Genomic DNA, 20,366 nt, shown 5'->3' on the forward strand with positions numbered 1-20,366 from the left:
AATCCCTATGTTGCACATCTTCTGTCCTCACTGCGGCGAACTGCGCTCCGAAGAGGAATTCCACGCATCCGGCCAGGCGCATATTCCGCGTCCGCTGGATCCGAACGCCTGCACCGACGAGGAGTGGGGCGACTACATGTTCTTCCGTGACAACCCACGCGGGTTGCACCATGAACTGTGGGACCACGTCGCCGGTTGCCGCCAGTACTTCAACGTGACCCGTGACACCGTGACCTACGAGATTCTCGAAACCTACAAGATCGGCCAAAAGCCGCAGTTCACCGACAAGGCTGACAGTCCGAAAGCGGCTGCACAGGCTCTGGGAGAGAAGGTATGAGCCAGATCAATCGCCTGTCCAACGGCGGACGGATCGACCGCAACAAAGTGCTGAGCTTCACCTTCAACGGCCAGACCTACAAAGGTTTCGAGGGCGACTCCCTGGCCGCTGCGCTGCTGGCCAACGGTGTCGACATCATTGGCCGCAGCTTCAAGTATTCCCGCCCGCGCGGCATCTTCGCCGCCGGTGCCGAAGAGCCGAACGCGGTGCTGCAGATCGGGGCCACCGAAGCCACGCAGATCCCGAACGTGCGCGCCACTCAACAGGCGCTGTATCAAGGTTTGGTCGCCACCAGCACCAACGGCTGGCCGAACGTGAACAACGACATGATGGGCATTCTCGGCAAGGTCGGCGGCAAGCTGATGCCGCCGGGCTTCTACTACAAAACCTTCATGTATCCGCAATCGTTCTGGATGACCTACGAGAAGTACATCCGCAAGGCCGCCGGCCTGGGTCGCTCGCCGACCGAGAACGATCCGGACACCTACGACTACATGAACCGTCACTGCGACGTGTTGGTCGTCGGTGCCGGCCCTGCTGGTTTGGCCGCCGCACTGGCCGCGGCCCGCAGCGGTGCGCGCGTCATCCTGGCCGATGAACAGGAAGAGTTCGGTGGCAGCCTGCTCGACTCCCGCGAGAGCCTGGATGGCAAGCCGGCGACCGAATGGGTAGCCTCTGTTGTCGCGGAACTCAAGTCGATGCCCGACGTGGTGCTGCTGCCGCGCGCCACGGTGAACGGTTACCACGACCATAACTTCCTGACCATCCACGAGCGTCTCACCGACCACCTCGGTGACCGCGCACCGATCGGCCAGGTCCGCCAGCGCATCAACCGCGTTCGCGCCAAGCGCGTGGTGCTGGCGACCGGCGCCTGCGAGCGCCCGCTGGTCTACGGCAACAACGACGTGCCGGGCAACATGCTGGCCGGTGCGGTGTCCACCTACGTGCGTCGCTACGGCGTGGCACCGGGCAAGAAACTGGTGCTGAGCACCAACAACGACCACGCCTATCGCGTCGCCCTGGACTGGTTCGACGCCGGTCTGCAAGTGGTGGCCGTGGCCGATGCGCGCAGCAACCCACGTGGCGCGCTGGTGGAAGAAGCCCGCGCCAAGGGCATCCGTATCCTCACCGGCAGTGCCGTGGTCGAGGCCCGTGGCAGCAAGCGCGTCACCGGGGCACGTGTTGCCGCGATCGACGTCCGCGCCCATAAAGTCACCAGCCCTGGCGAATGGCTGGACTGCGACCTGGTGGCCAGCTCCGGCGGCTACAGCCCGGTGGTCCACCTGGCTTCGCACCTGGGCGGCAAGCCGATCTGGCGTGAAGACATCCTCGGTTTCGTACCGGGCGAAGCACCGCAAAAACGTGTATGCGTCGGCGGTGTGAACGGTGTCTACAGCCTCGGCGACAGCTTGGCCGACGGTTTTGAAGGCGGCGTGCGCGCGGCCAGCGAAGCCGGCTTCAAAGCGGTGGAGGGCGTGTTGCCCAAAGCCCTGAGCCGCCATGAAGAGCCGACCCTGGCGCTGTTCCAGGTGCCGCACGAAAAATCCACCGCACGGGCGCCGAAGCAATTCGTCGACCTGCAGAACGACGTCACTGCCGCCGCCATCGAACTCGCCACCCGCGAAGGCTTCGAGTCGGTGGAACACGTCAAGCGCTACACCGCACTGGGCTTCGGTACCGACCAGGGCAAACTGGGCAACGTCAACGGCCTGGCCATCGCGGCCCGTTCGCTGAACGTGAGCATCCCGCAGATGGGCACCACCATGTTCCGTCCGAACTACACGCCGGTGACCTTCGGCGCGGTGGCTGGCCGGCACTGTGGGCACATCTTCGAGCCGGTGCGTTTCACCGCACTGCATGCCTGGCATGTGAAAAACGGTGCCGAGTTCGAAGACGTCGGCCAATGGAAACGCCCTTGGTACTTCCCGAAGAACGGCGAAGACATGCACGCCGCGGTCAAGCGCGAATGCAAGGCGGTGCGTGACAGCGTCGGCCTGCTGGACGCCTCGACCCTGGGCAAGATCGACATCCAGGGCCCGGATGCCCGCGAGTTCCTCAACCGCGTCTACACCAACGCCTGGACCAAGCTCGACGTGGGCAAGGCCCGCTACGGCCTGATGTGCAAGGAAGACGGCATGGTCTTCGACGACGGCGTGACGGCCTGTCTGGCGGACAACCACTTCCTGATGACCACTACCACGGGCGGCGCGGCACGCGTGCTGCAATGGTTGGAGATCTATCACCAGACCGAATGGCCGGACCTGAAGGTGTACTTCACCTCGGTCACCGACCACTGGGCGACCATGACCCTGTCGGGCCCCAACAGCCGCAAGCTGCTGAGCGAAGTCACCGACATCGACCTGGACAAGGACGCGTTCCCGTTCATGACCTGGAAGGAAGGCCTGGTGGGCGGCGTGCCGGCACGGGTGTTCCGGATCTCGTTCACCGGTGAACTGTCGTACGAAATCAACGTACAGGCCGACTACGCCATGGGCGTGCTCGAGCAGATCGTCGAGGCCGGGAAGAAATACAACCTGACCCCGTATGGCACCGAGACCATGCACGTATTGCGGGCCGAGAAGGGCTTCATCATCGTCGGTCAGGACACCGACGGCTCGATGACGCCGGACGACCTGAACATGGGCTGGTGCGTAGGCCGGACCAAACCGTTCTCGTGGATCGGCTGGCGTGGCATGAATCGCGAAGATTGCGTGCGTGAAGACCGCAAGCAACTGGTGGGGCTCAAGCCGATCGACCCGAATGTCTGGCTGCCGGAAGGCGCGCAACTGGTGTTCAACACCAAGCAGGCGATCCCGATGACCATGGTCGGTCACGTGACCTCCAGCTACGCCCACAACTCCCTGGGTTATTCGTTTGCGATGGGTGTGGTCAAGGGCGGCCTGAAGCGGATGGGCGAGCGAGTGTTCGCGCCATTGGCCGATGGCAGCGTGATCGAGGCAGAGATCGTTTCTTCGGTGTTCTTCGATCCGAAGGGGGATCGGCAGAATATTTGATACCTGATCGTTCCCACGCTCTGCGTGGGAATGCATCCCGGGACGCTCCGCGTCCCAAAAGCGGACGCAGAGCGTCCATGGCGGCATTCCCACGCAGAGCGTGGGAACGATCAATCTACGAGACAGGTGCTCCACATGACCGCAGTCAACGTGTACCAACAACGCCCAACCACCGGGGCCAAGGCCGAGTCGTCGCTGCACCATGCCGACCTCGCCAGCCTGGTGGGCAAGGGGCGCAAGAACGCCGGTGTGACCGTGCGCGAGAAAAAACTCCTGGGCCACCTGACCCTCCGTGGCGATGGCCACGACCCGGCGTTCGCCGCAGGCGTGCACAAGGCCCTGGGCCTGGAATTGCCAGGCGCCCTGGCCGTCATCGTCAAGGGTGAAACCAGCCTGCAATGGCTCGGCCCGGATGAATGGCTGCTGGTGGTGCCTACCGGCGAAGAATTCGCCGCCGAGCAGAAACTGCGTGAAGCCCTGGGCGACCTGCACATCCAGATCGTCAACGTCAGCGGCGGCCAGCAGATCCTCGAGCTGTCCGGCCCGAACGTGCGCGACGTGCTGATGAAATCCACCAGCTACGATGTACACCCAAGCAACTTCCCGGTGGGCAAGGCCGTGGGTACGGTGTTCGCCAAGTCGCAACTGGTGATCCGCCACACGGGCGAAGACACCTGGGAACTGGTGATCCGCCGCAGCTTCTCCGATTACTGGTGGCTGTGGTTGCAGGATGCCGCGGCTGAGTATGGGTTGAGCGTGCAGGCCTGATTGATGGCCTTGGAATGCTTTTGTGGCGAGGGAGCTTGCTCCCGCTGGGTTGCGAAGCAGCCCCCAATATCAGGCGACTGCTGCGCAGTCGAGCGGGAGCAAGCTCCCTCGCCACAGGGTTCTTTGTCGCCCAGTAAATTTTGAACAGGAGTCACCGCAATGAGCCGCGCCCCGGATACATGGATCTTGACTGCCGACTGCCCCAGCGTGCTCGGCACCGTGGACGCGGTGACCCGCTTTCTGTTCGAGCAGGGTTGCTATGTCACCGAACACCATTCCTTTGATGACCGGCTCTCGGCGCGTTTCTTCATTCGCGTGGAGTTTCGCCAGCCCGACGGTTTTGACGAGCAGGACTTTCGCGCCGGCCTGGCCGAGCGTGCGCAAGCCTTCGGCATGGTCTTCGAACTGACGCCGCCCAACTACCGGCCCAAAGTGGTGATCATGGTCTCCAAGGCCGATCACTGCCTCAATGATTTGCTCTACCGCCAGCGCATCGGCCAGTTGTCCATGGACGTGGTGGCCGTGGTGTCCAACCACCCCGACCTCAAGCCGCTGGCCGACTGGCACCAGATTCCCTACTACCATTTCCCCCTGGACCCGAACGACAAGCCGGCCCAGGAGCGACAGGTGTGGCAGGTGATCGAAGATACCGGGGCCGAGCTGGTGATCCTTGCCCGCTACATGCAAGTGCTATCGCCGGAGTTGTGCCGCAAGCTCGACGGCAAGGCGATCAACATCCACCACTCGCTGCTGCCGGGCTTCAAGGGCGCCAAGCCGTATCACCAGGCTTACAACAAGGGCGTGAAACTGGTGGGCGCGACGGCGCATTACATCAACAACGACCTGGACGAAGGCCCGATCATCGCCCAGGGCGTGGAAGTGGTGGACCACAGCCACTATCCCGAGGATTTGATTGCCAAGGGACGGGACATCGAAGGGCTGACCCTGGCCCGGGCCGTGGGGTATCACATCGAAAGAAGGGTGTTTTTGAACGCCAATCGCACGGTCGTTCTTTAGATTTTTGGGGCCGCTTCGCAGCCCATTCGCGAGCAAGCTCGCTCCCACAGGATTTGTATCGGTATGCAGATCCCAAGTGCACTAAAAACACAATGTGGGAGCGAGCTTGCTCGCGATGAGGCCCTTGAGACAACAAAGAAACAAGACACAAGCACTAACCCGAGCAATCAACGCGCTGCCTGCCTGGGCAACGCAGTTCCACAAAAACAACAGCGAGGTGAAAGCATGTCTGGTAATCGTGGTGTCGTGTATCTCGGCCAAGGTAAGGTCGAAGTACAGAAAATCGACTATCCAAAAATGCAGGACCCGCGCGGCAGGAAGATTGAGCACGGTGTCATCCTGCGCGTGGTCTCCACCAACATCTGCGGCTCCGACCAACACATGGTCCGCGGTCGTACCACTGCCCAGACCGGTCTGGTCCTGGGTCACGAGATCACCGGTGAAGTGATCGAAAAGGGCAGCGATGTCGAGAACCTGAAAATCGGTGATCTGGTGTCGGTGCCGTTCAACGTAGCTTGCGGGCGCTGCCGTTCCTGCAAGGAGCAACACACGGGCGTCTGCCTGAGCGTCAACCCGGCCCGTGCCGGCGGTGCCTACGGTTATGTGGACATGGGCGACTGGACCGGCGGCCAAGCCGAATACGTACTGGTGCCGTACGCCGATTTCAACCTGCTGAAACTGCCGGACCGCGACAAGGCCATGGAGAAGATCCGTGACCTGACCTGCCTGTCCGACATCCTGCCGACCGGCTACCACGGCGCCGTCACTGCTGGGGTTGGCCCTGGCAGCACCGTCTACATCGCGGGTGCCGGTCCGGTTGGCCTGGCGGCTGCCGCTTCCGCTCGCCTGTTGGGCGCGGCGGTGGTGATCATCGGCGACGTCAACCCGGTCCGCCTGGCTCACGCCAAGGCCCAGGGTTTCGAAATTGCCGACCTGTCCACCGATACACCGTTGCACGAACAGATCGCTGCGCTGCTGGGCGAGCCTGAAGTCGACTGTGCTGTCGATGCGGTAGGCTTCGAAGCCCGCGGCCATGGCCATGACGGCGTCAAGCACGAAGCCCCGGCCACCGTACTCAACTCGTTGATGGGTGTGGTCCGCGTCGCTGGCAAGATCGGCATCCCCGGTCTCTACGTCACCGAAGATCCGGGCGCAGTCGATGCGGCGGCAAAAATGGGCAGCCTGAGCATCCGCTTCGGCCTGGGCTGGGCCAAATCCCACAGCTTCCACACCGGCCAGACCCCGGTGATGAAGTACAACCGCCAGCTGATGCAGGCGATCATGTGGGACCGTATCAACATCGCTGAAATCGTTGGTGTACAGGTGATCAGCCTGGATGATGCACCGAAGGGGTATGGCGAGTTCGATGCGGGTGTGCCGAAGAAGTTTGTGATTGATCCGCATAAGTTGTTTAGTGCGGCTTGAGAACGTTTTAATAAAATTGGGCGACAGCAGTCGCCCTTTTTTATGGGCAGGTTAATAGCTTGGCGGGTTCAGGTTGGCCTGCGTATGGTTGTTTGTGGAGTGATTAATGGAAGCTGTTTTAATCGCTTTTCCGTTTCAGGTAACAGTTCTGTTAAAGTATCGATCAATTCTACCGTTAGCTCCTTCTGGTATTGATTTGGTTTTTCGGAACTTGCAATCTTACGGATAAATGTTCGTTGGAATTCTATTGAACCCTTGGTCGCTTTTTCGCGGGCAAGAATTTCCATCTTTTTCGCTGAAACAATAGCTAATTTTCTTTGTTCGATATTCTGATGGGTGTTGAGGTTTAATGGGTTGTGACGTGCCTGGAGGTGAGTCTGAAAGATAGGTGTCTTTTTTAATGTGTCTTCGGATTTTTTATAGTTGCCAATTAAGTTGCCTCTTGTAGCAGCTTGACTTGATCGCTTGTTTGTCTTGAAAAAAGACCTCCAGAACTTCAACTTGAAAATAGCAGGAAAACGAAAGTGCCCGGTTGGGTCGCTGTTGTTTATCGGATCTCCTTTGCAATACGCATATGCATTTAATCCCCCCTTACCGAATGGACTCAAACTGTCGGGACTGCTGAACCGCATCAACACCGGGATGAACGCCCTGTATCCCTTACCCAATAGATAATGCCCTGTCACCGGATCCGGTCGTTCGCCGTTGAAGCCGAGCAGACTGAATAGCCCACTTTCGAACGAGCAATGGCCGTACGGTGAGTAGGCGAAGGGGTGGTGTTTTGCTGCATGGACTGTGTGAGATACCGATCGTTTTTGGTCGGTAGCGAGCAAAGTGGTTACGGTCGTATTGCCATGGTGTTGTTGCGCCAGGAGTCGATCGTCCTGTTGGAAAATACAACGTTGCGTCGCCCCTTGGATTTCGGTTGTTAGCCGATCATTCTGATAAAAATGCTGGATGCTGGCTTGCGTTATAGGCGTGCAATCAACCAGGCGATCCAACGGGTCGTAGTGGTAGCGGCAGAGTAGGTCTTTCTGGCTCGGTGACATAAAGTCGGCCTCTGAAGGGTTATTTTCGAATTGCTGCACCGGTCTTGAGTTGGGATGCATCATGAGCACCGCTGCCAAAGACGCCCCCTATGTTAAAGACCAGACCAACTACGCTATCTGGGCCTCCGTTTCTGATAAGTTTCTTCCCCCACATAAGGGCAGCCTCAGCGTGAGCGCCGGAATTACTGAGCTGCCCTGTATTCACCGAATGTGCGAAGCGTGCATACAGTTGTGCATCAGTCTTGGAAAGTTTGTTATCTCCATGACTTGCTAGGTTTTCATTTACTGCTTTGAGCCTCCTGATGAAAGGATCACGGGCATCTTTGGGTACTGAGGAGGCGAGAAGTTCTCTAGCGGCTACCGTTTTGACCGGTTTTTCTGTGTTGCGTGTGAGCGATTGTTGTATCAGTTGGATAATCTCTTCGAAAAAGCTCGGCTGGACGGCAGTGTTAGCATGTCCGCTTGCGATTTTGGCAGGGGCAGCATTTGTTACTGTTTTGATCAATGAATTGGTATTATCGACGTAGCCCAGAATTTTCCCAAACCATGCGCCTATGTGACCCGTTGGGTCACTGCGATTAATCGGATCGCCGAGACAGTAAGCATAGGCATTTATCCCGCCCTTGCTAAACGGGCTGAAACTATCTGGATTGTTGAACCGCATCAGAACTGGATTGAACGCTCGATAGCCATTTCCCAACAAATAATGTCCAGTCCCTAGGGCTGGTCGTTCGCCGTTGAAGCCGAGCAGAATGAGTAGACCGCCTTTCGGGGAACGATGACCGTAAGGTGTGTAGGCAATGGCATCGAGAGCGTGCAACACCGTGCGTTGCTGGTCGGTGGCAAGCAAAGTGGCTTCGACGACACCAGACTGGCGCTGCTGTTGCGCCAGAAGTTGATCGTCTTGCTGGAAAATTGACCGACATACCGAGCCTTGAATTTCGCTGGTCAGACGCTCTTTGAGGTAAAAGTGCTGGGTGTGGGCCTTGGTCAAGGAGGTACTGCCGACCAGGCGATCCAGCGGGTCGTAGTGGTAGCGGCAGAGTAAGGTGTGCTGCGTAGTCGACATCGGCAGGCTCTTTCAAAAGTGCGGCGGGTTACCATCGTTATTCTCTTCGAATCGGCGGAGGCCAACCTTCAGCGAGAAGTATTAGGAATAGCATGCTTTGTTCCTTGCGTTTGATGTTCGCTCTCAACACGGCCAGTGATATGTCGTATTTACCGTGTTCGAAGATGTATTAACTTGATTCCCTAATATTTGCCGCTGTTTGGGGCAAATCATCTGTGCTCGACAAAACGGTGCTTGATTTTGTAACAGTATCAATCGGCAAAATGGCTTTAGGCAGAATTTTAGACACGGGTGTGTCGGTTGGAACGGAAAGACCCAGAATATTCCTAACGTTAGTCTTCACGGTTTTCGCCAGGGTTCCGGCTTGGTAGGCGGCACGCACCGCCAGTGCACCGCGGACGGAGGCTCCAATGACCAACGCTGTAGTGCCAAACGCCGATACAAGGGGGCCGAACTTGTTACCCGTGAGCTGTAGGGCTGCCCCCACGACGCTACTGGCCGAGCCCCCCAGACTGACGCGGGTAGCCCACAGAGAAGCGCCGGACACTTTGGGGCCGAAAATCATGCCGGCAGGAACAATCGAATGCAGGGCGATGGTCAACGCTCGTTGGATAGGCGCGAGCGGTATTCCAAACTCACCTGTCGGGTCCACTCGATTGATAGGATCACCCGCGCAATAGCCATAGGCGTTCAAGCCGCCTTTGCCAAAGGGGCTCAGTTTGTCTGGACTATTGAATCGCATCAGCACGGGGTTGAACGCCCGATACCCGTTGCCCAATAAATAATGCCCGGTTACCAGGTCCGGCCTCTCGCCGCTGAAGCCGAGCATGCTAAGTAGACCGTTTTCCGGGGGGCGATGACCGTAAGATGTATAGGCGAAGGCATGAGACTGCGCGGCAGCGAGTGCGTGCAACACTGTGCGTTGCTGGTCGGTGGCGAGCAAAGTGGTTTCGACGGCACCGGACGGGCGCTGTTGTTGCGCGAGGAGATAATCGTCTTGCTGGAAAATCGACCGTTGTACCGAGTCTTGGATTTCGCTGGTCAGACGCTCTTTGAGATAGAAGCGTTGGATGCGGGCCTGGGCCAATGGTGTGCAATCGGCAAGGCGATCCAGTGGGTCGTAGCGATAACGACAAAGTATGCTGTTTGGCCTCGCCGACATGGTTTCCCTCTCAGATGACCAGCGGTTCCTTATTCAATCGACCACAGGTCGTGCCGGATTTTTGTCATGGCACCTGCTTCTGCGGGACATGCCCAAACCTCAACGTCGTCCACATGGAGAAAAGTTGGTTGGGGCTGAGACGAGGAGAACAGTCGAAACTCGACATGAACGAGCGTTGGAGTGACTCCTTCCGGTGCAGCAAATGTGTAAGCTTTTGTTATCCACTCAGGATTTACGCTAAACCAACTGAAATTATATTCAGGGATACCGCACGAGACGCTGCACCGTATGCTTGTCCTGCAAGAGTACCTAACGACAATCGGCGTGCCAGGTTTTATTGCGATTTGTTGGAACAGCCTTGAACGCTCGCTGAAATGGGCTTGACCATCAACAATGTTTATCTCCCCGTCATAGTCCCACCCTTCAAGTCCATTATCGAAGCCACCATTCTGCAGCAATTGCACGGGTTGGCATTCGGCTTCTTCAAAGTAGAACTCAACATCATCGACATCATAAGCGCCTTGTGATGTGAAGATCAGGTCGACGGAGTTGCCGCTGTCAACCGTGAAATCAACTTCATACGGTCCCGCCCGATTGATACTGCAATAGACACCTCCAGCCGATAACCTGACCCCGCCGACGCCATAGTATGAAGAGACATTAAAGAGTAATTTGACCGTTCCTGGTGCATTCAAACTCACGGTCTGTGACAGGTTGCCATTAGGCGCGAACCGTGCACGGCCACCTGCCCAAGTAACCTGCCTGGCGCTCCAGCCCTCAAGGCCATTATCGAAGGTGCCGTTGATGATTAGGTTTTGGTGGTTTTTATGCGCCTGCTTAGTCATGAGTTCACTCCTTGATCCACCAAGGCGCCCGAGTGCTATCGGCGTAATTGGTAGTTCACTATATAAGTTCGTGGATGACTCTATTCCGGCGTCACTCTTGTGGCTTGCATGCCTTTTGCTCCTTTTTCGATTTCAAAAGAAACGGTTTGCCTTTCCTTCAGCGTTTTATATCCCTCGCCGGATATTGCGGAATAGTGCACGAACAATTCCTCGCCACCTTTGCCACATGTGATGAAGCCATAGCCCTTTGCATCATTAAACCATTTAACGGTTCCCATAATTCGGTCGCTCATTTTTATTGTCTCTGCTTGCCCGAATTTATAAAGGCCGATTGTCCATGGCCTTGTTTTCGTTGACACGGTTCGAGCTTAAAGTCGGGCCGGACAGCTGCCTACTGTCAGAGTTGACAGTAGGCAATACCGAGAGGAAATAACCGGTGGCAGGTGATATTCAGATGACTGTCACGTGGCGGTCATGCCAGGGCTTGCGCCTGTAAGCGGCGGCCGATCACGTCCAGTACATCGCAACCGTCGCGCAAGGGAATCGCCAGAAGCAGGGCGAAGTCGTGGAGGACGACGGCGTCGGAACTGTTCTCCTCGCGGAAGGCGATGTTTTCCAATAGTTGGGTGGCGGCGCGGATGCGGTAGGCGGCGGTTTCGTAGAGGATCCAAATGCCAGTCAGTTAAGCCCCAAACCCGTGGGAGCAAAGCTTGCTCGCGATTGGGATGAGCCAGTCGACAACGCTATTGACGGGTCTGCCGCCAGCGCGAGCAAGCTTTGCTCCCACAGGTTTTGTGTCGTTTGATCCTTAACTGACTGGCATTAGGCAGCAGCCCCCTGCTTTTCAGATACCAGCGGCGAGCGCTTCGCACTCGAGCGGGAGCAAGCTCCCTCGCCACCCGGTTATGGGTGTGCAGTTGCGGCCCCGACCCGGTCGCAGAATTCAGGATAGAAACCCCGGGCGCTGGGGCCTTGGCAATAGTCTTGCGCCTGGGTCAAGGCGGCGCCGCTGAAGTTCAGGCCACGGGGCATGCTGGCGAAGGTGACGTAGCCACCTTGTTGCAGTTTGATGGCGTCGAAGCCCTGCATGTCGTAGACCAGTTCCACGTCATCATCAGCCAGCAGTCGCGCCTTGACCGTCACTTGCGTGTATTGCTTGCCCCCCGGCGCGCCATTGAGCGCCGCCAGGCCGTGGCCGACCACGCGCAGCATGTGCGGGACCCAGGGCTCGCAGTCATCCGCGCAAGTGCTTGGACGGTAGAGCACGGTCAGCGTCTGCTGATCGCGGCTCACCTCGATCAGGGCCGGGTCGGAGCGTTTGATGCGATGCTCGATGGTCAGCCAGGTCTTCTGCGCGTCACTGATGTCGTCGGCAAGCTCTGGATTCAGCGGACCCCGCTGGCATTCGGTGACACCAAAGGCAATGAGCATGCCCGCCAGGATGACCGCGAGGGTCGCTCCGCCAATTTTTACATTCATAGGCAAACTCTGCAGGAGGAAGCCGCACTGTACGGTAACCGTGCAGCCAATGGCAGGACGTTCTAGAGGCGCAACGCTGGGACACCTGATCCGGGTGATCGACCGTCAAAAGCTGACGCGAAAGTCATCGGCACTGATTAACCTGCATGTTTTTATGTCCGGGCTTTCGCAACGATTATCCGCCCACGGCAGCAGGGTCCGCTCTTGGACTTGGAGGTATTCGAGGGTCAGATTGATAGCACCGTACTTGCAAGTAATGGTTGCCCTCGTCGGGGTCTGGTTATCTACGTCCGGTTCATGGATCGCGAACTCGGCGCCGTTGAATTGCTCCAGCGCAGAGTTGGCCACTTCCACAATGCTGTGGTTCTCCCATTCGTGATCATCCTGAACGTCTATCGATCCGATGTCCCTATGAATTTGTGTGATGCCAGGACAGGTTATCTCACCGGCATGGACATGACCGATGATCAGCAAGAGCATTCCGGCGCCGCTGACAGTCAGTATGTTTCGCATTTGCCAGCCTCCGTTTTCTCGTGTCGGCGACATTGTTTGCGGCTATATGTGGCGGGGACTACTGTCAAGGCTGACAGTTGTTTATGTTGATTTGGAATTAGTTGATTCTGATCTGTTGTCGTTTGGCGATAAGAAACTCAAAACTTTCTGAAAAGCGGAAGTGACTGAAGGATTAGCAGATTCAGGCAAAGGAAGCGGATTCAGATGCAAATCCTAGAGGAGGAACAATCCTCGCCCAACCCAGTCCAACGCTCGTTTTTGCGCCGCCCCCTCACGGGCGTTTTTTTTCAGAGTTCAGAGGATGTTCGGGATGAAGGTTTCACGCGGTTTTGCCCTGTCTTGCCTGCTGTCGCTGGCTGCCAGCCCGGCCTTCGCGCAGTTCAGCCTCAGCGATGCGGCCAATGTGGTGTCGGCGATGCAGGGCAACTCAGGTGAGGAAGAGGGCGTCGTAGCCGCCGCGCCGAAAGCTGCCGGCCTGCTCAACACCCTGGGGTCGGAACTCAAGATCACGCCGGAACAGGCCGTCGGTGGCGCCGGTGCGATGCTGGGGCTGGCGAAGAATCGGCTCAGCGAACCGCAGTTTTCCGAGTTGAGCAAAAGCGTGCCGGGGCTGGATCAAATTGCCGGCAACAGCGCCATTGGTGGGCTAAATGGCCTGGGTGGGTTGTTGGGTGGTGGATCGGATAAAAATGCTTTGCTCGATGGTTTGCTGGGTAATGTCAAGGACATTAATGATCTGAACAATACCTTCAGTGCGCTGGGTATGGACAGTGGGATGATTGGGCAGTTTGCTCCGGTGATTCTTCAATATCTTGGGCATCAGGGAGTGGGTGGTTCGTTGTTGCAGAATTTGGGCGGTATCTGGGGCGCCGATATTTGACCAATCGCGCCCGTGGGCATTGTTAAGTTCGAAGCTTTTGAGACTGGCTTCGATCTACTGTTTACATAAACGTTGCCTCTTCGAAATCATGATGATGGCTTACGAATTGTTTGATTTGGTTGCGCGAGATCTAAATATGCCAGTTGCTTCTGCCATAGATCATTCTTAGTGTTCTGTGAGGCTAGGGTCGCGACAGGGCGTCGCGGGATGGGGGGAGCAAAACGACTCCTGGCTGGCGAGGGAGGCTGCTGAGCTTTTTTTGACAATAGCTTTTGGTGGTTGTCCTTCAGCGTTTGATTGAGCATCTTCAGCTTTGCAATTTCATCTGCCTGGTCGGCGATTTTTCCTTCGTAACTTATATACTCAACCAGATGTTTGGTCTTTGTGGCTTCCAGCTCTGATGCTGTTTGCGTTAGTTTGACTTTCATCTCTTCTAGTTCTGATGTTTTTAACACCAGTTCGCTTTCTATTCTTTCTAGCTTCAATCCTTTCTGAGTCGCATTTCTTTGAGCTAGCTGAGCCTCATATTTGTAATGAGTTTTTGACGACTTGAAGAGGTTTCGCCAAAGCGAACGGATTCCCTTGAAAAATGAAAAGTGTCCTGTTGGATCCGTTTGATTCGTCGGCTCTCCATTGCAATACACATAGGCATTTACTCCTCCTTCCCCAAACGGACTCCAACTATCCGGACTATTAAACCGCATCAACACCGTATTGAACGCCCGATACCCATTCCCCAACAAATAATGCCCCGTCACTGGATCCGGCCGTTCCCCATTGAACCCGAGCAAACTGAGCAAGCCGTTTTCCGCCGGGCGATGGCCGTAGGGCGTGTAGGCGAGGGGATGGCGGCAGGTGGCGTCGAGGGCGTTCAGGACTGAGCGTTGGTGATCGGTCGCCAGCAGGGTGATGTCGGCCTTCAAATCCTCGCGCCGAATTTGCGCCAACAGTTGGTCGTCATGCTGGAAGACGCTGCGTTGCACCGCCCCCTGTATCTCGGTCGCCAGCCGGCTTTTGCAATAAAAGCGCTGGATGCCGGCCTCAGCGGATGGCGCGCAATCGATCAGGCGATCCAGCGGGTCGTAGCGATAGCGGCACAACACGGTTTCATGAGGGGCAGCAGGCATACGCCGGGCTCCGTGCAAGGTCCAAAAATCAGGACCTTCAGCATCGTAGATTCCCCCGCCGCTGCCTACTATCAGAACAGTTAGGAACCCTGCCCTTCGCGACGCAACGCCTCGATGCGTTGGTCCTTTTCAGTCCATAGCTGATTCACCCAATCCTGCACGTGCTGGCGAAACACCGGGTCGTTTTCGTAGTCGCCCTGCCACAATGCCGGGTCCAGCTCGCGGGTCTGGATGTCGATGATGACCCTGGGCACCGCGCCGCTGATCAAGTCCCAGAACCCGGGAATCTTCTCTTGCGGGTACACCACCGTCACGTCCAGTACCGCATCCAGTTGTTCACCCATGGCCGCCAGCACGAACGCCACGCCACCGGCCTTGGGCTTGAGCAGGTGGGTGAAGGGCGATTGCTGTTGTCGGCTTTTGGCGGTGGTGAAGCGGGTGCCTTCGAGGTAGTTGACCACGGTGACCGGTTGACGCTTGAACAGCTCGCAGGCGGCCTTGGTGATTTCCAGGTCCTTGCCGGCCAGCTCCGGGTTCTTGGCCAGGAACGCCTTGGTGTAGCGTTTCATGAAAGGGTAATCCAAGGCCCACCAGGCCAGCCCCAGGAACGGTACCCAGATCAGTTCCTTCTTGAGGAAGAACTTGAAGAACGGCGTGCGCCGGTTGAGGGTCTGGACGAGGGCGGGGATGTCGACCCAGGACTGGTGATTGCTGATCACCAGGTAAGAGGTATCGCTGCGCAGGTCCGCACCGCCGCGAATGTCCCAGCGGGTAGGGATGCACAGGGCAAAGACCAGTTTGTCGATCTCGGCCCAGGTCTCGGCGATCCACATCACCGCCCACGAGGCGTAGTCGCGAAAGCGCCCGGGCAGGACCAGTTTGAGCAGGGCGAACACCATCAGCGGCCCGAACAGCACCAGGGTGTTGAGCAACAGCAGCAGGGTGACGAAACAGCCGGTGAGCAGGCGGCGCATAGATGACTCTTGCAAACGTGTGGGCGGGCCATGATAAGCAAGCTTCGGGCGGTAGGCCAAATCGGTATGGACGAATGTTTCACCTTTTGATCGGTATGCTGGGTTTGCTTCTGTGGCGAGGGAGTTTGCTCCCGCTGGGCTGCGTCGTAGGAGCTGCCGAAGGCTGCGATCTTTTGATCTTTCGCTTTGGACTCCAATTGATCGGGACAAGATCGCAGCCTCGTTGCACTCGACAGCTCCTACACTGCCGAGCGAGCGCTATCTTTGGCCACAGGTGCGTGAACCAACCGAACGAATCCCCCCGTCACGGTCTAAAAGCCCACCCATACAGGAAGCCCAATTGCATGAAATCCCTTCTCGCCCTGCTTACCCTGGTGGCCCTCCCAGTGCTGGCCGCCGAGCCGACCCTGTACGGGCGCTACGAATACATTGCGCTGCCGGAAATCGGCGGTGAAGTGCTCAAGGCCAAGATGGACACCGGTGCGTTGACTGCCTCGTTGTCGGCCAAGGACATCGAGACCTTCACCCGTGACGGCGATGACTGGGTGCGCTTTCGCCTGGCGACCAAGGATGCGAGCAACAAGATCTATGAACACAAGGTCGCGCGCATCAGCAAGATCAAGACCCGCTCCGAAGAAGATGAAGACGACGACGAAAAGATCGCCCCCAGCAAGCGCCCGGTGGTGGAGCTGGAAATGTGCCTGGGCAACGTCAAGCGCACCGTGGAAGTCAACCTGACCGACCGCAGCAGTTTCAACTACCCGTTGCTGATCGGCGCCAAGGCGTTGCGTGAGTTCGGCGCGGCGGTGAACCCCGCCCGGCGTTATACGGCGGATAAACCCGACTGCTGATTTCCCCGATTGACGTGCTGCGAGGCTTGGGGCACCGTTCCGGCAACTTTACAGCCGGGCTCGTAAGCCATGCCTCATATCCTGATTGTCGAAGACGAAGCCGCCATCGCCGATACGCTGGTGTTTGCCCTACAGAGCGAAGGTTTCGACACCACGTGGCTGAGCCTAGGCGCGGCGGCCCTCGAGCATCAGAAAAGTACCCCGGTGGACCTGATCATCCTCGATGTCGGCCTGCCGGATATCAGCGGCTTCGAAACGTGCAAGCAACTCAGGCGCTTCAGCGACGTCCCGGTCATTTTTCTCACCGCGCGCAATGCTGAAATCGACCGCGTTGTCGGCCTGGAAATCGGTGCCGACGATTACGTGGTCAAACCCTTCAGCCCCCGCGAGGTGGCGGCCAGGGTCCGGGCGATTCTCAAGCGCGTGGCGCCGCGTCCAGCGGTGGAGCCGGGCATGGGACTGTTTCAGGTCGATGCCGACCGTGTGCAGATCCACTATCGCGGCAAACCGCTGAACCTCACCCGCCACGAATTCCGCCTGCTCAATTGTCTGCTGGAGCAACCCGAGCGGGTCTTCAGTCGCGAACAATTGCTCGATGCCTTGGGCGTTGCCAGCGATGCCGGCTACGAGCGCAGCATCGACAGCCACATCAAGAGCGTGCGCGCCAAGTTGCGCCTGGTCCGGGCCGAGGCCGAACCGATCCAGACACATCGAGGCCTGGGCTACAGCTACAGCCCGGGGCACAGCTGATGTCGCTGGGGATCCGGATTTTCCTGGTGTATGTGCTGTTTATCGCCCTGACCGGCTATTTCGTGCTCAACACGGTCATGGAGGAAATCCGCCCCGGCGTGCGCCAGTCCACCGAAGAAACCCTGGTGGACACCGCCAACCTGATGGCCGAGATCCTGCGGGACGATTTCAAGGCCGGCACCCTCAACCAGAATCGCTGGCCGCAATTGCTCAAGGCCTACGGCGAGCGCCAGCCGGCGGCGACGATCTGGGGCCTGCCGAAGAATCAGGTCAGCCATCGCATCTACGTCACGGATGCCAACGGCATCGTGGTGCTCGACTCCAGTGGCGTGGCGGTAGGGCAGGATTATTCGCGCTGGAACGACGTCTACCTGACCCTGCGCGGCCACTACGGCGCCCGCTCGAGCCGTAGCGATCCGGACGATCCGGCGTCTTCGGTGATGCACGTCGGCGCGCCGATCCGCGACAACGGCCGGATCATCGGCGTTGTCACCGTCGCCAAGCCCAACAGTTCCTTGCAGCCTTATGTCGACCGCACCGAGCGGCGCCTCTTGGCCTACGGTGCCGGCTTGGTCGCCCTGGGCTTGTTGCTGGGCGGCTTGCTGTCGTGGTGGCTCAGCGCGGCATTGCGGCGTTTGACGAGCTATGCACAGGCGGTCAGCCAGGGGCGTCGGGTGGAAGTGCCGCATTATCGTGGCGGCGAGTTTGAGCAATTGGCGGGGGCCGTGGAACACATGCGCACTCAACTCGAAGGCAAGGCGTACGTCGAGCGTTACGTGCACACGCTCACCCACGAACTCAAGAGCCCGCTGGCGGCGATTCGTGGCGCCGCCGAACTGCTGCAAAGCGACATGCCCGCCGCCCAGCACCAGCGCTTCGTCAGTAACATCGACAATGAAAGTGCGCGCATGCAGCAGTTGATCGAACGCTTGCTCAACCTGGCCCAGATCGAGCAGCGCCAGGGGTTGGAAGAAGAAGTCTCGGTACCGCTGGCGACGTTGATGGACGAGTTGCTGGAAGCGCGCGGCGGCTGGATCGAAAGTCGCCAGTTGAAGGTCGAACGGCACATCGCTGCCGACCTGACGTTGACGGGAGAGCCGTTCCTGTTGCGCCAGGCCTTGGGCAATTTGCTGGAAAACGCCCTGGACTTCACTCCCGTCAACGGCCTGCTGCGGGTCAGCGCCGAGCGCCGTGGGGACTGCGTCGAGATCCGCCTGTTCAATCAGGCCGCGCCGATCCCCGACTACGCGCTGCCCCGCCTGAGCGAACGCTTCTACTCCCTGCCGCGCCCGGACAGCGGCCGCAAGAGCACCGGCCTGGGGCTCAACTTCGTGGAGGAGGTGGTGCAGTTGCATGGGGGGCAGTTCAGTATTGGCAATGTCGAGGGTGGGGTGGAGGTGGTTTTGCGGCTGCCCTGAACCCGCAGTTGCTATCTGACTAAACACCCATTCCTGTGGGAGCGAGCTTGCTCGCGATAGCGGGTACCAGTCGGCATAGCTGGCGCTGACCCACCGCCATCGCGAGCAAGCTCGCTCCCACAAAGGTTCCTGGTTCTCCACACAATCTCCACATTCCCCCCACAAACCCCTCACACAACCACTCCAGACTCTCCCTCATTCAAACAGGGAGAGCCCCACATGAACCGCAGCCTCGCCATTAAACTGGGCATGATCGCCCTCTTGATTCTCTTGCTGATGATTCCACTGTTGATGATCAATGGCCTCATCGATGAGCGCCAGGAATTGCGCGACGGTGTGCTGCAGGACATCGCCCGCAGCTCCAGCTACAGCCAGCAATTGATCGGGCCGATGATCGTGGTGCCATTTCGCAAGAGCGTGAAGGTCTGGAACACCAACGAGAAGACCGGCGTGCGTTTCCTGGAAACCGTCGAGCGAACGGGCGAGTTGTATTTTTTGCCGGAGCAATTCGAGCTCGACGGCCAGGTGCGTACCGAAACCCGTGCCCGGGGTATCTACGAAGCGCGGATGTTCCACGCCGATAACCGGATCGATGGCCGCTTCAAGGTGCCTGAGCGCTATGGCGTCGCCGCCAAGGACTTTGCCGACTACCGCTTCGACGAACCGTACTTGAGCGTTGGCATCAGCGATATTCGTGGCATCGAGAACGCGCTGACCCTGACACTGAACCAGCAGACCGTCGACTTCCTGCCCGGTTCGCGGCTTGGCTGGCTGGGGCAGGGTGTGCATGTGCCGCTGCCGATGATCACCGCCCAGGGCGGTCCCGAGCTGACCTTCGGTTTTGACCTGCGCCTACAAGGCACTGGCGAGTTCCAGATTCTGCCGGTGGGCAAATCCACCAAAGTGCACTTGTCGGCGGACTGGCCGCACCCGAGCTTCATTGGCAACTATCTGCCCAGCAATCGCGAGATCAATGAGCAGGGCTTCAGTGCCGACTGGCAGACGTCGTTTTTCTCCACCAACCTGCTGGAAACATTACAAGCCTGCGAGCCGAGCGATAGCTGTGAAGCGTTCCGCAGCCGGGCCTTCGGTGTGAGCTTCATCGACCCGGTGGACCAGTACCTCAAGAGCGACCGGGCGATCAAATATGCGCTGCTGTTCATTGCCCTGACCTTCGCCGGCTTCTTTCTCTTCGAAGTGCTCAAGAGCCTGGCCGTCCACCCGGTCCAGTACGCCTTGGTGGGCGTGGCGCTGGCGTTCTTCTACCTGCTGTTGTTGTCGCTGTCGGAACACATCGGCTTCACCCTGGCATACCTGGTGTCGGCCAGTGCCTGTGTCGTGCTGATCGGGTTTTATGTCTGCCATGTGTTGCGCAGTGTGAGCCACGGCCTGGGGTTTTCGGTTGGGCTGGCGGGGTTGTACGGTTTGCTCTACGGCCTGTTGAGCGCGGAGGACTATGCACTGCTGATGGGGTCGCTGCTGCTGTTCGGCCTGCTGGGCGTGTTCATGGTGCTGACCCGCAAGCTGGACTGGTACAGGGTGGGGTCGAAGCCGGCCGCTGCGATGAGTTTTGAACTGGGAGAGGTGAAATGAGCCGGTCGTTGGGGTTGCGTGAGGATCAGCGGGAGGGGGCGATGTTGGTGGCGCTGATTGCCGGATTGTTTCCGCTGGACCGCAGTGGCCCTATC

General features: G+C 58.4%; 19 protein-coding genes and 1 pseudogene. 10 read left to right on the top strand and 10 right to left on the bottom strand.

The window, feature by feature from the left end; all coding sequences use genetic code 11:
- Window positions 1-7 precede the first annotated feature (7 nt).
- From BM321_RS15365 to fdhA, 5 genes are all read left to right on the top strand, one after another.
- Window positions 8-337 (top strand): sarcosine oxidase subunit delta, encoded by a 330-nt coding sequence (locus BM321_RS15365; protein ID WP_014340581.1) that lies wholly within the window; start codon window positions 8-10, stop codon window positions 335-337.
- Window positions 334-3,351: a sarcosine oxidase subunit alpha gene (locus tag BM321_RS15370; RefSeq protein ID WP_092443064.1), complete on the top strand. Its 3,018-nt coding sequence runs from the start codon at window positions 334-336 to the stop codon at window positions 3,349-3,351. The genes BM321_RS15365 and BM321_RS15370 overlap by 4 nt, the downstream gene beginning before the upstream one ends.
- Window positions 3,352-3,486: 135 nt before the next feature.
- On the top strand, window positions 3,487-4,119 hold the full coding sequence (locus BM321_RS15375; RefSeq protein ID WP_072405821.1) for a sarcosine oxidase subunit gamma: 633 nt from the start codon (window positions 3,487-3,489) through the stop codon (window positions 4,117-4,119).
- A 159-nt stretch (window positions 4,120-4,278) separates the two neighbouring features.
- Window positions 4,279-5,136, top strand: a complete 858-nt coding sequence (gene purU / locus BM321_RS15380; RefSeq protein WP_092333332.1) for a formyltetrahydrofolate deformylase — start codon at window positions 4,279-4,281, stop codon at window positions 5,134-5,136.
- Window positions 5,137-5,361: 225 nt separating this feature from the next.
- On the top strand, window positions 5,362-6,561 hold the full coding sequence (gene fdhA / locus BM321_RS15385) for a formaldehyde dehydrogenase, glutathione-independent (RefSeq protein ID WP_092443066.1): 1,200 nt from the start codon (window positions 5,362-5,364) through the stop codon (window positions 6,559-6,561).
- Window positions 6,562-6,629: 68 nt separating this feature from the next.
- Here the strand turns inward: fdhA and BM321_RS30530 are convergent, their stop codons facing one another.
- The 8 genes and pseudogenes from BM321_RS30530 to BM321_RS15420 form a co-directional block, all read right to left on the bottom strand.
- On the bottom strand, window positions 6,630-7,610 hold the full coding sequence (locus BM321_RS30530; RefSeq protein ID WP_092443068.1) for an RHS repeat-associated core domain-containing protein: 981 nt from the start codon (window positions 7,608-7,610) through the stop codon (window positions 6,630-6,632).
- Between the two features lie 19 nt (window positions 7,611-7,629).
- Window positions 7,630-8,679, bottom strand: a complete 1,050-nt coding sequence (locus tag BM321_RS15395; protein ID WP_092443070.1) for an RHS repeat-associated core domain-containing protein — start codon at window positions 8,677-8,679, stop codon at window positions 7,630-7,632.
- A gap of 169 nt (window positions 8,680-8,848) precedes the next feature.
- The gene (locus BM321_RS15400; protein ID WP_092443072.1) at window positions 8,849-9,841 is read right to left on the bottom strand and encodes an RHS repeat-associated core domain-containing protein; all 993 of its coding nucleotides are present in this window, start codon (window positions 9,839-9,841) and stop codon (window positions 8,849-8,851) included.
- A 29-nt stretch (window positions 9,842-9,870) separates the two neighbouring features.
- Window positions 9,871-10,686: a hypothetical protein gene (locus BM321_RS29895; RefSeq protein WP_139230494.1), complete on the bottom strand. Its 816-nt coding sequence runs from the start codon at window positions 10,684-10,686 to the stop codon at window positions 9,871-9,873.
- A gap of 80 nt (window positions 10,687-10,766) precedes the next feature.
- Window positions 10,767-10,979, bottom strand: a complete 213-nt coding sequence (locus tag BM321_RS15405; protein WP_092443075.1) for a cold-shock protein — start codon at window positions 10,977-10,979, stop codon at window positions 10,767-10,769.
- Window positions 10,980-11,158: 179 nt separating this feature from the next.
- Window positions 11,159-11,353 (bottom strand): annotated as a pseudogene (locus BM321_RS15410) (hypothetical protein); the annotation flags it as partial.
- Between the two features lie 236 nt (window positions 11,354-11,589).
- On the bottom strand, window positions 11,590-12,165 hold the full coding sequence (locus BM321_RS15415; RefSeq protein ID WP_092443079.1) for a hypothetical protein: 576 nt from the start codon (window positions 12,163-12,165) through the stop codon (window positions 11,590-11,592).
- Between the two features lie 105 nt (window positions 12,166-12,270).
- Window positions 12,271-12,678: a DUF3757 domain-containing protein gene (locus tag BM321_RS15420; protein WP_092443081.1), complete on the bottom strand. Its 408-nt coding sequence runs from the start codon at window positions 12,676-12,678 to the stop codon at window positions 12,271-12,273.
- A gap of 310 nt (window positions 12,679-12,988) precedes the next feature.
- On the opposite strand from BM321_RS15420, the gene BM321_RS15425 reads away from it, so the two are divergent.
- On the top strand, window positions 12,989-13,558 hold the full coding sequence (locus tag BM321_RS15425) for a DUF2780 domain-containing protein (RefSeq protein ID WP_092443083.1): 570 nt from the start codon (window positions 12,989-12,991) through the stop codon (window positions 13,556-13,558).
- An 86-nt stretch (window positions 13,559-13,644) separates the two neighbouring features.
- Here the strand turns inward: BM321_RS15425 and BM321_RS30935 are convergent, their stop codons facing one another.
- Window positions 13,645-14,685 carry an RHS repeat-associated core domain-containing protein gene (locus BM321_RS30935; RefSeq protein WP_256573436.1) on the bottom strand — a complete coding sequence of 347 codons (1,041 nt, stop codon included), beginning with the start codon at window positions 14,683-14,685 and terminating at the stop codon, window positions 13,645-13,647.
- Between the two features lie 80 nt (window positions 14,686-14,765).
- Window positions 14,766-15,659, bottom strand: a complete 894-nt coding sequence (locus tag BM321_RS15435; RefSeq protein ID WP_092443085.1) for an acyltransferase — start codon at window positions 15,657-15,659, stop codon at window positions 14,766-14,768.
- A gap of 344 nt (window positions 15,660-16,003) precedes the next feature.
- Here BM321_RS15435 and BM321_RS15440 point away from each other — a divergent pair, with 344 nt between their 5' ends.
- From BM321_RS15440 to creD, 4 genes are all read left to right on the top strand, one after another.
- Window positions 16,004-16,510, top strand: a complete 507-nt coding sequence (locus BM321_RS15440; protein ID WP_072405814.1) for a retropepsin-like aspartic peptidase RloA2 — start codon at window positions 16,004-16,006, stop codon at window positions 16,508-16,510.
- Between the two features lie 69 nt (window positions 16,511-16,579).
- Complete coding sequence (gene creB, locus BM321_RS15445) at window positions 16,580-17,260, top strand: two-component system response regulator CreB (RefSeq protein WP_092443088.1); 681 nt, start codon at window positions 16,580-16,582, stop codon at window positions 17,258-17,260.
- Entirely contained in the window at window positions 17,260-18,678 is a 1,419-nt protein-coding gene (gene creC, locus BM321_RS15450; RefSeq protein ID WP_092443090.1) for a two-component system sensor histidine kinase CreC, read from the top strand. Before creB ends, creC begins: the two co-directional genes overlap by 1 nt.
- Window positions 18,679-18,897: 219 nt before the next feature.
- Window positions 18,898-20,271 (top strand): cell envelope integrity protein CreD, encoded by a 1,374-nt coding sequence (creD, locus tag BM321_RS15455; protein WP_092443092.1) that lies wholly within the window; start codon window positions 18,898-18,900, stop codon window positions 20,269-20,271.
- The last annotated feature ends 95 nt before the right edge of the window (window positions 20,272-20,366 follow it).

Origin of the sequence: Pseudomonas sp. NFIX10, from assembly GCF_900111955.1 — a bacterium.
GTDB classification, from domain to species: Bacteria; Pseudomonadota; Gammaproteobacteria; order Pseudomonadales; family Pseudomonadaceae; genus Aquipseudomonas; species Aquipseudomonas fluorescens_AA.